Raw genomic sequence first — 11,677 nt, 5'->3', positions numbered from 1 at the left:
ATTTTATAGGAGCATTTACTTCTTTTTGAGAGGAAAACACGATGATATCGTTTAATGGTAAAGTTGGGATTATTACAGGTGGTAATAGTGGGATTGGCTTAACTTCTGCGGAAAGATTTTTATCTTTAGGTGCATCAGTTATTATTACGGGCAGTAATTTAGCTCGAGGGCAAAAAGCAGAAAAATACCTTAAAGAAAAGGGACTTTCTGGTGAATTTATACAAATGGATGTGAAAAGTGAAAAAGAGAATGAACAGCTGATTGATTATGTAGCCAATAAATATGGGCGATTGGATTTCATTTTTGCTAATGCTGGTGTTTTGACCGATAACATCGCAGACAAATTAGACTATGAAAAATGGAAAGGGGTATTAGATGTTAATCTTAACGGACTCTTTCTGATTAATCGTGCAGCCATTCGATATTGGCTGAAAAACAAACGAACAGGGGTAATTGTTAATTGTAGTTCGATTTGCTCTTTTGTTGGTCAACACGAATTTCCTGCCTATTGTGCCTCAAAAGGTGGCGTTAAATTACTGACACAAACACTTGCTATTGATTATGCGAGCAAAGGTATTCGTGTTAATGCAGTTTGCCCCGGTTATATTGATACTCCTTTATTGGAAGGGCGTGAATTAGATAAGCAAAAACTTGTCGCCTTACATCCTATTGGTCGCCTTGGTACACCAGAAGAAGTGGCTAATGTGGTTGTATTTTTGGCGAGTGACGCTGCTTCGTTTGTCACTGGTGCCTCTTATTTGGTCGATGGTGGTTTTACTGCGTAAATCGTGTTTATTTTAAGGCAGAATGGTGTTTATTCCGCCTTATTTTTATTCATGAGTAATACAATCGCTTAAATTTCGTATTCATTTTTCAGGACTAGGTTGTATTCGTGCAAAATCAGGTAGAAAAGCTTAACATAATCATCTGAAATCACTGATAAATGACAGCACAATGAGACAAGAATACGGCTTACTTCTTAAAGAAATCAAACAACAAATTAATCCTTACACTAAAATTTTGGTAGGTTTTAGTGGCGGTGTCGATTCCACCGTTTTATTACAAGGACTTGTACGTTTGCGTGATGAATTTCAATTACCTTTAGCATTAACGGCTATTTATATTCATCATGGATTAAATACCAAAGCAGATGATTGGCTTGTCCATTGTAAACAGTGTTGTCAGCAATGGCGTGTCGATTTTATCAGTGAAAAAGTGAATGTTGATCCTAAAGAAGGTGGTCTTGAAAATGGAGCTAGAGAGGCGCGTTACCAAGCCTTTCGTCGATATTTACAGCCACAACAAGTGTTAGTGACAGCTCAACATCAAGATGATCAAGCCGAAACTTTTTTACTGGCTTTAAAGCGAGGTAGCGGTCCAGCTGGACTTTCTTCAATGCCAGCAAAAATGGTATTTGAAAAGAGCTATTTACTTCGACCATTACTCAATATTACGCGTGAGCAAATCGAATCCTATGCGACTGAACAAGGGCTAGATTGGATAGAGGACGATAGTAATCAAGATGATCGTTATGATCGCAATTTTTTACGATTGCGTGTAATGCCTTTACTCACTCAACGTTGGTCACATTTTTCACAAGCGGTAACTCGAAGTGCAGCGTTGTGTGGTGAACAAGAAGCATTGCTGGACGAACTGTTAGATTCAGAACTGACTGGTTTAATGGGAAGTGAGCACAGTTTAGATATTAATAAACTTGCCCATTGTAGTGTTATTAAGCGCAATGCTTTACTACGGCGCTGGTTTGCTAAACAGAATAAAACCATGCCATCAAGACAACAAATCTTACGATTATGGCAAGAAGTCGCTTTAGCAAAAGAAGATGCAGAGCCTCGATTACAATTTTATCAAGATGAAGTTAGACGTTATAAACAGCGTCTTTATTTAGTTCCAATCATCCAAGAGCCTGTTGATCACGCTATTGAGTGGTCGCTCGATAAGCCTTTATATTTACCTAGTGGATTAGGGATCCTATCACTTGTCGCGGAAACAGGGAAAAACACCATCAGAAAGCCTTTAAGTGATGAAAAAGTCACCGTGCGTTTTGGTTTAACGCAAGCATCTTTGCGTATTGTCGGGCGCGAGCACGCTCGGCATAGTAAAAAAGATTTGGCAAGAGCTTGAAGTTGCACCTTGGCGTAGGACTCGGATACCTTTGATTTATTATAATGATACGTTAATTGCAGCTATTGATACATTTGTTACTGTTGAGGGAAAAGCAACATCAGAACATGCTATGACTATTGAGTGGCAAGCGGCTCATGAATGAACAACCGCCAGTTGGCGGCTGTTCTTTATTCGGTTATTCCGATTTTATAGTGATTGTCCCAAGTTCGGGATTAGAAAAACTGGCAATGATATCCAGCCGTAAATCTTTAGAGCCTTCAGATGTTTTGACTTTTAGGTATTCAACTTTCTTGCTTAAGAAAAGGTCATCTGCAATACCTTCAATAAGCTCACCATTATGTAATTCAATATGGAGTGCTAAACCACGCTGGCATGCTAACTCCAGATATTCATAATCATCACAGTTAATTGGTTGATATTCTGTATTTGTTGACATATTCCCTCACCACTCTTTCGTGGCGGTGTTGCCGCCAGTGAATAATTCAGAATAAAATCATTATGCTGTTATTCGATGTGAGCACAATAGTTATTATAACTATTTTCTGAAATAGTTCTTTATTCGAATTGATTTGATAAATAATTGACAATTATGGGTGCATTTATCTTAAAGCTCGTTTTATTGCCCCCTTTTATTTTAAAAAATGCTAGAATCATAGGGATGATCATTTATTAAAAAGTACCCAGAATGTAGGGAGTCGATGATGGGGAAAAAATTTTTATTTGCAGCCGTTGCTGCTGGGTTATTTATACTGTCAGGTTGCCAAAATAATATTGGCTTATCACTGGATGGAAAAATTGTAGACCAAACTTACAACAGTATTCTACCTTGTGCCGATTGCTCTGGTATCGACACGACAATTCTTGTTAATCAAGATGGCTCTTATGTTATGGAGCAAAGCTATCAAGGTTCACCTGATGATAAACGTAGTTTCTTTGAATCAGGAACATGGGTATTAGGTAAAGATAAGCTGACGTTGACTAATAGCTATGGTGAGAAAAGCTATTATTTACCTCGTGAAGATAAATTAGTCATGCTTGATATTGATGGTAACGTTATTAATTCAGAACTAAATTATACTTTAGCTAAGGTTCAGCCTAAACAGCTTGCAGGTGAATTTACCTATTTTGCTGATGCTGGTACGTTTAAAGATTGTCAATCAGGGCGTGTTTACGCAGCCAGTGGTATTGAATTGGAAAAAGGCTATTTCTCAACGGGTGTTGATGGTGGAACACCTGTTTACCTTGAAGTTAATGGTTATTACAGTATTCGTCCTTCAATGGAAGATGGAAAATTTGATAGCGCTTTAGTTGTTACTGATGAGAAACCGCGTTTTAACCGTCATGGCTCTTGTGGAAACCATCGTAGTGGCAGAAGTTAAGTTTTAGCGATTTTGTTCTAATAAAATGAATAGCTTTGCGTTTATTAGACAGTTTAAATTAGTTTAAGTAAAGACTGAGTCTAGTATTGAACTGAACTCAGTCTTTTTAATTTTAGGTTTTTAATATATTCACAAAGTCCTTTTTTCTAATTCATCTATCTCTTTAAACTACTTAGTATTACTTAGTATAAAATACTCTATTTTTAATAGATCAAAGAAATTTCCTATTACGGCATTATCTAAACAATTTCCTTTTCGTAATATACTTTAAATAACCTATTATTTTTTAATGCTATTACAGTAATAATTTATTTTGTTTTGTTCTCTAGCCAGCGCTCATGAGTTGGAGTAGGAGCAGGGGAAGGCGTTAACGCCGATTGTTGCTGATCATCTGAAATACTGTCGGTTTCTTGTTTATGTCTATTGCGCTCTTCGGAGTACGCTTTTTCTTTCTGGGTTTTTATCACATGATCAACGGGAAGAAGGGCGGTATCAAAAACAACATCAACAGGTAAACTGATAATTGAGAATATAGGGTACATTCCGAAAGTAACTAACCAAATTATAGGTTCATTGATAACTTCGACATCAGCATTCGTACCTCGGTAATAATCATTATTACTTTTCGATCTATTTAATGTCCCACACCCAGATAATATAAGAATAATACTAAGTATTGCTCCAAGCCTTTTCATAACATTTCCTATGTGATTTAGAATAGTTGCTTATATAACGAAATAATATACTCATATTAATTTTATTTATTATTAGAGTATTCTGAACTTCCCAGTATAAAAAAATAGCTAACGGCGCGATGATAATGGTTTGTGTTAAAGGGATCTTAATATGTCGCAATGAGTGTTTCTCAGCGGTATATCACGTTGTTCTGGGAGCTAGAGCCGGAAGGAAAAGTATAAAAAGAGGTAATTGAGATATGATTATTGCAGTAACAAGCGTGTATGAAAGGACACGCTTGTTACTTATTAATCAAGCCTCATAAAATAAGAGGCCTAATGATTAAGCGAGTTGCTCTTTGATAAAGGCAACAACATCGTCAACATTAACCAGTGATTTATCATCACTACGGCGCGCTTTATATTCGATTTGGTTGTTGTCTAAGTTTCGATCACCAATCACGATCGTGTGTGGAATACCGATAAGTTCCATATCAGCAAACATGACACCCGGACGTTCTTTACGATCATCAAACAGAACATCAATTCCTTGAGCGCGTAATTCGTTATAAAGTTTGTCAGCGACTTCTTTAACACGATAAGAACGATGCATATTCATTGGTAAAATAGCAACTTGGAATGGTGCAATCGCATCTGGCCAAATAATACCACGAGCATCATGGTTTTGTTCAATCGCGGCAGCAACAATACGAGTTATACCGATACCATAACAGCCCATAGTCACGATTTGGTTATGACCTTCTTCGTTTTGTACGGTTGCTTTTAATGCTTCTGAATATTTTGTGCCGAGTTGGAAAATATGACCAACTTCAATACCTCGTTTGATGAGTAATGTTCCATTACCGTCTGGGCTTGGATCGCCTTCAACAACATTACGGATGTCAGCAATTTCAGCAACAGGTAGGTCTCGCTCCCAGTTAATACCAAAATAGTGTTTACCATCAACGTTTGCACCAGCACCAAAATCGCTCATTACAGAGACAGCGCGATCCATAATAACGGGCAGTGGCAGATTAACTGGGCCTAATGAACCTGGGCCTGCATTGACAGCTTGGCGAATTTCAGCTTCAGTAGCGAAAGTTAAAGGTGTTGCAACGATAGCGCATTTTTCTGCTTTAATTTCATTAAGTTCGTGATCGCCACGGACTAATAATGCAACTAATGAGTGACCACTTTCTTTCGTACCATGAACAATCAGTATTTTAACTGTTTTTTCAATTGGTAGATTGAATTGTTCAACTAATTCAGCGATGGTTTTAGCGTTTGGTGTATCCACTAAGCGTAAGTCTTCAGTTGCAGCTGCACGTGGAGTTTCAGGCATGACTGCTTCTGCTAATTCGATATTGGCTGCATAGTCAGAGCCAGTCGAAAAGACGATATCATCTTCACCACTGTCTGCTAAAACTTGGAATTCATGAGAAGCATTACCACCGATAGAGCCAGTATCTGCAAGTACTGGACGGAAATCTAAACCAATACGTGAGAAGATTTTGCTGTAAGCTTCGTACATTCTGTCGTAAGTCTCTTGTAAAGACTCTTGAGAAATGTGGAAAGAGTATGCATCTTTCATGATAAATTCACGAGAGCGCATAACACCAAAACGAGGGCGTACTTCGTCGCGGAATTTAGTTTGAATTTGATATAGGTTCAGTGGAAGTTGTTTGTAAGAAGTAATCTCGTTACGAACAATATCCGTAACCACTTCTTCATGGGTTGGGCCTAAAACAAATGGGCGCTCGCCTCTGTCTGAAAAACGCAGTAATTCAGGACCATACTGTTCCCAACGACCACTTTCTAGCCATAAGTCAGCGGGTTGAACAACGGGCATTGAAATCTCAAGTGATCCTGCATTGTCCATCTCTTCACGAACAATTTTTTCAATTTTTCTTAGAACACGAACCCCTGTCGGCATCCAATCATAAAGACCAGAAGCGAGTTTACGGATCATGCCTGCGCGAAGCATAAGTTGATGGCTGACAATTTCTGCATCAGCAGGTGTCTCTTTTAAAGTAGAGAGCAAATAGTGGCTAGTACGCATTATTAGGTTCCATTAGAACAAAAATACTTAGGCTGACTGTCACGCCAGTCTACATCAATATAATTAGGGAAAGACTTTAGAGCGTGTTGATCTTTTCTGCTTATTTTTACAGCAAAAGAAATTTATAAAACAAGCAACATATTCAACTATTTTGGGCTTGGCATTGATTGTCATTAACAATGACCACTTAAAAATAAAAACAGCCCTACGGATTCGATTAAAAGACGTTTCACTCATTTTATTCTGCGTTGAGAGGCGCTAGCCTAGTTCATTAGGCGGCGAACCTCTCGCCTTGCTTAAAATGCTTTTAATTCGAATAAAAATCGACCATCAAAGGTCAACACGCTCTAGTCTACCAGTGACTTAGGTCTGCCAAAAGAGGCAAAGCATTTTTTTCAATCTGATTTGTCTAAAGACATGAGAATGACTCTCAGATTAGATTATTCATGATAACAATATCAATGAAGATAATAGCAAGTTACCGCGGTTCTATACTAAGAACAAGTGTCTGTTGTCCATTGACTTGCCAGCGAACATTAAATTCGAGTAAGTGTACGGCATAAATTCTATCACTTTGCTCACCTTTTTTATAAGCAGGACGAGGATCTTGCTGTAATACTTGGGTGATAAAACGTGAAAGATGAGGGTACTCATTGGCATAGTGTTGCAGTTGGTCTGTTGCAACTGGCGAAAAGAAAACAGGCATTTCGTTATTGGGCGCTTCTTGTGCAAACCCTGCAATCGCATTAGGGCGAGATTCTGCAAACGGTAAATAAGGTTTGATATCAAGAATAGGCGTGCCATCCACAAGATCAAGGCTACCCAATTCTAAAATAACAGACTGATTTGCTGTGTTTACTTTTTTCAATTCAACCAATGACATACCAATTGGGTTGGGGCGAAAGGTTGAGCGAGTTGCAAATACACCAATTTTGGCGTTACCGCCTAATCTAGGGGGACGAACGAGAGGATGCCAACCTTGTTGTGCTGTTTGATGAAAAACAAAAATCAACCAAAGGTGGCTAAATTGCGCTAAGCCTCGAACCGTATCAGGGTGATTATAAGGTGCATGTAGAATAAGTTGGCCGCCGCCATCCTGGATGAGTCCAGGCTGGCGTGGAACGGCAAATTTTTCTTTATAAGGGCTAGAAATATGCCCTATAGGATTCATTTGGTAGGTGTTCATTTTGTAATGAGTAGTGCTGTGCCTTCACATATAGCGGATTGATAGCATCCTAAGCCTGTGACTATTTGGCATTCATGCAACAAAACGGCATTCGCATTTTTATAGGCTGCTTTTGTTGCCATTCTTTTTTTAGCAATAGGTAAACTTGCTGGTGGATCTTGTAATGTTTGGCGACATGATTCTCCCGCGACAACGCCAAGATCTTTAAAAGGGGCACCTAAAAGGTCTTCCGTTTTTTCAACAATACGTACTGAAGGTAAAGTTTGTGACTTTGGTTTTTGTGGTTGCCCAGGTTTATTTAAACGCATATCCGTAAATTTAGACTGATCAACATCAGATGATTTTTGCATTGAACAGCCTGTCATAAACAGCGCCATGATGCCAATAAGTAGCAAGCGCATGTGCATGGGTAATATCCTCTTTATTATTGTCTATACAAAAATTAAACGGCACTAATTTAATGCAAATTAGCCAAGTAAAAAAGAGAAAGGCGAACAAATGTCCGCCTTTTTTATCATTACGTTAAATTCTAACGTATTACCAGCCTTTTACAGCACCGCCGTTAAAGATTTTATTTGCAGCACTATCCACTTCGTCTGTTTGGTAAGCTTGAATAAATTTCTTCACATTTTCACTGTCTTTATTATCTTCGCGTGCAACAATGATGTTTACATATGGAGAGTCTTTATCTTCAACAAAAATACCGTCTTTTGCTGGCGTTAAGTTTACTTGGCTTGCATAAGTGGTATTGATTACCGCTAAATAGATTTTTTGATCATCTAATGAACGTGGTAATTGAGGTGCTTCTAATTCTACTAATTTTAGATTTTTAGGGTTTTCAATAATATCTAAAGAAGTTGGTAATAAGCCTACACCATCTTTTAATTTAATTAATCCTACTTTTTCTAATAACAGTAGTGAACGACCTAAGTTAGTAGGATCGTTAGGGATAGCTACTTGAGCACCATCAGGTAAATCAGCTAAATCAGTAATTTTCTTAGAGTAACCTGCGATAGGATAAATAAACGTATTTCCTACTGCAGTAATCTTAAAATTACGATCCTTAATTTGCTGATCTAAATAAGGTTTATGTTGAAATGCATTAAGATCGATATCACCACGGCTTAATGATTCATTCGGCATGACGAAGTCATTGAAAGTAACAAGTTCTACATCAAGACCATATTTATCTTTAGCAACTTGCTTTGCGACTTCAGCAACTTGTTGCTCAGAGCCAGAAATTACACCAACACGAATATGGTTTGGATCTTTTTCTTTTTCACCACAACCCGCTAATACTAATGCGCCAACTAAAGCACTTACGACTGCGAGCGATTTAAATTTTAATGACATACATTTACCCTTATTTGATCCGTTAATTAAAAGGTTTCGATTTAATAATTGAAACCTTCAATCTAATTATTTATGTGTTGTCAGCTTCACTAAGCGATCGCCGAAAAACTGAATGATAAAAACAAGAATAACGAGCAGAACAATCACAATATTCATTACAGTTGCATTATAGCCAACGTAACCATATTGATAGCCAATTTGACCTAAACCACCTGCACCAACAGCACCACCCATTGCTGAATAACCCACTAATGTAATTAGTGTAATGGTTGCAGCATTAATCAAACCTGGTAAAGATTCTGGTAATAAAATTTTCTTGATAATTTGCATTGGTGTTGCACCCATAGAACGAGATGCTTCAATTAATCCTTGTGGGATTTCCAATAGCGTATTTTCGACCATACGAGCAATAAAAGGTGCTGCTGCAACAGTTAATGGTACGATGGCTGCTTGCAAGCCAATAGATGTTCCTACAACCAAACGAGTAAAAGGGATCATCCATACAAGTAAGATAATAAAAGGGATCGCCCTAAAAATATTCACAAGTGCTGAGATAACACGATAGGCAGGTGGATTTGCCATAATTTGTTCAGGACGAGTGACATAAAGTAAAACACCCAGTGGTAGCCCGATGACAAAACCAAAGAAGCCTGAAACGAAGGTCATGACTAAGGTTTCCCAGATCCCACTAATTAATAAATAAACCATTCCTTCAGACATAACCGAGAACCTCTACTTTCACATGATGCTCTTCTAAAAATGCAATCGACTTTTCAGTATTACCATTTTTACCGTGTAACTCAGCTAACATCACACCAAACTTCACACCGCCAGCATAGTCCATTTGTGAACTTAAGATATTAATATCTGCGTCGAAACGACGAGCTACGATAGACATTAATGGTGCATCAACTGATTGACCGTTAAACTCAAGTTTCAACAATGGGAATAAACCTTCCTCCCACTCTGGTTTTAAACGTTCTTTGTAATCTTCAGGAATATCCAATTGTAGTGTTGATTGGATAAAAGCCTGAGAAACAGGTGTTTTTGGATGAGAGAAAACTTCACTCACTGCATCACTTTCAACTAATTGACCACCACTTATTACAGCAACCTGATCACAAATACGTTTTACGACATCCATTTCATGGGTAATTAATAAAATGGTAAGGCCTAAACGACGGTTAATGTCTTTTAGTAATTCTAAAATAGAACGTGTTGTTGCCGGATCAAGTGCACTAGTTGCTTCATCACACAGTAAAACGTTTGGTGAATTTGCCAACGCGCGTGCAATGGCAACACGTTGCTTTTGCCCACCAGATAAGTTTGCTGGGTAATACTCTTTCTTATCTGACAAACCGACTAATTCAAGTAACTCATTAACACGCTTATTAATTTCAGCACGAGGCGTATTATCAAGTTCTAATGGCAGTGCCACATTATCAAATACTGTACGAGAAGACAGTAAGTTAAAATGTTGGAAAATCATGCCAATGCCGCGGCGTGCTTTTGTTAGTTCTTTATCAGATAACTTAGTGAGATCTCGACCATCAACAAGCACTTCACCTGAAGTTGGTTTTTCCAACATGTTCACACAACGTATCAGTGTACTTTTACCCGCTCCTGACGATCCGATGACACCAAAAATCTGCCCTTGTGGCACATGCAGGTTAATGTTTGATAGCGCTTGTATGGAACGCTCTCCCTGCTTAAACACTTTATTTATATTCGTCAGTTTAATCATGTTTTTCTTTATATAAGTAGATATGGGACATAAAGACTATTCTGCCCGAGTTAAAATAGATGTTAAGGCGTCTAGACGTCCAAGTCAATAAAAAAAGAGTTGATGAGTAATTAAAGAAAGAAAGCCATGGATATCATTCTCTATATAAGAAAAAACATGCGATACTAATAAAAATATCTAAATGGAGTAATGCTGTGAGCAAGGGGATTTCTGCGATTTTTTTAGATCGCGATGGAACTATTAACATAGACCATGGTTATGTGTCTGAAATTGATAACTTTGAATTTATCGATGGCGTTATTGAGGCAATGGCCGAATTAAAAGCGATGGGATATGCCTTGGTGCTCGTGACTAATCAATCAGGTATTGGTCGCGGCTATTATAGTGAAGATCAATTTTTACATCTAACAGAGTGGATGGATTGGTCTTTAGCAGATAGGGGGGTTGATTTAGATGGTATCTATTATTGTCCTCATCATCCGGATGCCACGATAGAAGAATATAAAAAAGTATGTGATTGTCGCAAACCAGCCTCCGGTATGTTTATGGATGCGAAAGCACAACTGAACATCGATATGGCCGCTTCTTATATGGTTGGCGACAAAAAAGAAGATATGTTGGCAGCAAAAGCTGCGGGAGTGGGTCATAAAATTCTTGTTCGTACAGGAAAAGAGATAACTGAAGAGACACAACAGTGTGCAGATTTTGTTCTCGATAGCCTTGCAGACTTGCCAAAATGGTTAAAAAGCCACAAAAAATAGGCACTTCGTTTAATTTACCAACAAACGAACATTTTTTTTTTAAAAAACTATTGCCAGTCTCAGAAAACTCCCTATAATGCGTCCTCGTTGTCACGGCACAGGGCGCTAAGCGAACTGACTGAGAGAACAAAGAAAAAAGTGAAAAGCCTTGAAAATAAACGCTTGACACTCAATGAGGAAGATGTAGAATGCACCTCCTCGCAACAACGCAGAAGACCGGAAACGGCAGCGAATGTTGCACTGCTCTTTAACAAATTATCAGACAATCTGTGTGGGCACTCGCAGAGACGATATCTTCTAAAATATTAGATGTATCAAGTCTTGAAGAGTGAACAACAAAAGTAAATTCATTTATGAATAGCTAAGTTTTCGATTT

11 protein-coding genes and 1 pseudogene are annotated in these 11,677 nt (G+C 38.1%); 4 read left to right on the top strand and 8 right to left on the bottom strand.

Going from position 1 to position 11,677, the window contains the following annotated elements:
- Nucleotides 1-41: 41 nt before the first annotated feature.
- A complete protein-coding gene (locus BHE89_RS00350; RefSeq protein WP_069367260.1) occupies nt 42-785 on the top strand; it encodes an SDR family NAD(P)-dependent oxidoreductase in 744 nt (247 codons plus the stop codon).
- Nucleotides 786-954: 169 nt separating this feature from the next.
- Nucleotides 955-2,287 (top strand): annotated as a pseudogene (gene tilS, locus BHE89_RS00345) (tRNA lysidine(34) synthetase TilS).
- Nucleotides 2,288-2,320: 33 nt separating this feature from the next.
- On the opposite strand, the gene BHE89_RS00340 reads toward tilS, so the two are convergent.
- Nucleotides 2,321-2,581 carry a Rho-binding antiterminator gene (locus tag BHE89_RS00340; RefSeq protein WP_069367262.1) on the bottom strand — a complete coding sequence of 87 codons (261 nt, stop codon included), beginning with the start codon at nt 2,579-2,581 and terminating at the stop codon, nt 2,321-2,323.
- A gap of 262 nt (nt 2,582-2,843) precedes the next feature.
- On the opposite strand from BHE89_RS00340, the gene nlpE reads away from it, so the two are divergent.
- Nucleotides 2,844-3,524, top strand: a complete 681-nt coding sequence (gene nlpE / locus BHE89_RS00335) for an envelope stress response activation lipoprotein NlpE (protein WP_077885070.1) — start codon at nt 2,844-2,846, stop codon at nt 3,522-3,524.
- A 308-nt stretch (nt 3,525-3,832) separates the two neighbouring features.
- On the opposite strand, the gene BHE89_RS00330 is transcribed toward nlpE, so the two are convergent.
- The 7 genes from BHE89_RS00330 to metN form a co-directional block, all read right to left on the bottom strand.
- Entirely contained in the window at nt 3,833-4,219 is a 387-nt protein-coding gene (locus tag BHE89_RS00330) for a YceK/YidQ family lipoprotein (protein WP_069367264.1), read from the bottom strand.
- A gap of 322 nt (nt 4,220-4,541) precedes the next feature.
- Complete coding sequence (proS, locus tag BHE89_RS00325) at nt 4,542-6,257, bottom strand: proline--tRNA ligase (protein WP_069367265.1); 1,716 nt, start codon at nt 6,255-6,257, stop codon at nt 4,542-4,544.
- A 478-nt stretch (nt 6,258-6,735) separates the two neighbouring features.
- Nucleotides 6,736-7,443: a tRNA (N6-threonylcarbamoyladenosine(37)-N6)-methyltransferase TrmO gene (tsaA, locus tag BHE89_RS00320; protein ID WP_069367266.1), complete on the bottom strand. Its 708-nt coding sequence runs from the start codon at nt 7,441-7,443 to the stop codon at nt 6,736-6,738.
- Nucleotides 7,440-7,850 (bottom strand): Rcs stress response system protein RcsF, encoded by a 411-nt coding sequence (rcsF, locus tag BHE89_RS00315; RefSeq protein WP_077885071.1) that lies wholly within the window; start codon nt 7,848-7,850, stop codon nt 7,440-7,442. Before rcsF ends, tsaA begins: the two co-directional genes overlap by 4 nt.
- Before the next feature lie 130 nt (nt 7,851-7,980).
- The gene (locus BHE89_RS00310; protein WP_069367267.1) at nt 7,981-8,796 is read right to left on the bottom strand and encodes a MetQ/NlpA family lipoprotein; all 816 of its coding nucleotides are present in this window, start codon (nt 8,794-8,796) and stop codon (nt 7,981-7,983) included.
- A 66-nt stretch (nt 8,797-8,862) separates the two neighbouring features.
- Entirely contained in the window at nt 8,863-9,516 is a 654-nt protein-coding gene (locus BHE89_RS00305; RefSeq protein ID WP_023582692.1) for a methionine ABC transporter permease MetI, read from the bottom strand.
- Nucleotides 9,509-10,540, bottom strand: coding sequence for a methionine ABC transporter ATP-binding protein MetN (gene metN / locus BHE89_RS00300; protein ID WP_069367268.1), 1,032 nt, complete (start codon nt 10,538-10,540; stop codon nt 9,509-9,511). The genes BHE89_RS00305 and metN overlap by 8 nt, the downstream gene beginning before the upstream one ends.
- A gap of 194 nt (nt 10,541-10,734) precedes the next feature.
- On the opposite strand from metN, the gene gmhB reads away from it, so the two are divergent.
- On the top strand, nt 10,735-11,301 hold the full coding sequence (gmhB, locus tag BHE89_RS00295; protein ID WP_069367269.1) for a D-glycero-beta-D-manno-heptose 1,7-bisphosphate 7-phosphatase: 567 nt from the start codon (nt 10,735-10,737) through the stop codon (nt 11,299-11,301).
- Nucleotides 11,302-11,677 lie beyond the last annotated feature (376 nt).

Source organism: Shigella sp. FC1967, assembly GCF_001743005.1.
GTDB lineage: Bacteria > Pseudomonadota > Gammaproteobacteria > Enterobacterales > Enterobacteriaceae > Proteus.
The sequence above is the reverse complement of the archived record's forward strand: the minus strand, read 5'-3'. Positions and strand labels throughout refer to the sequence as shown.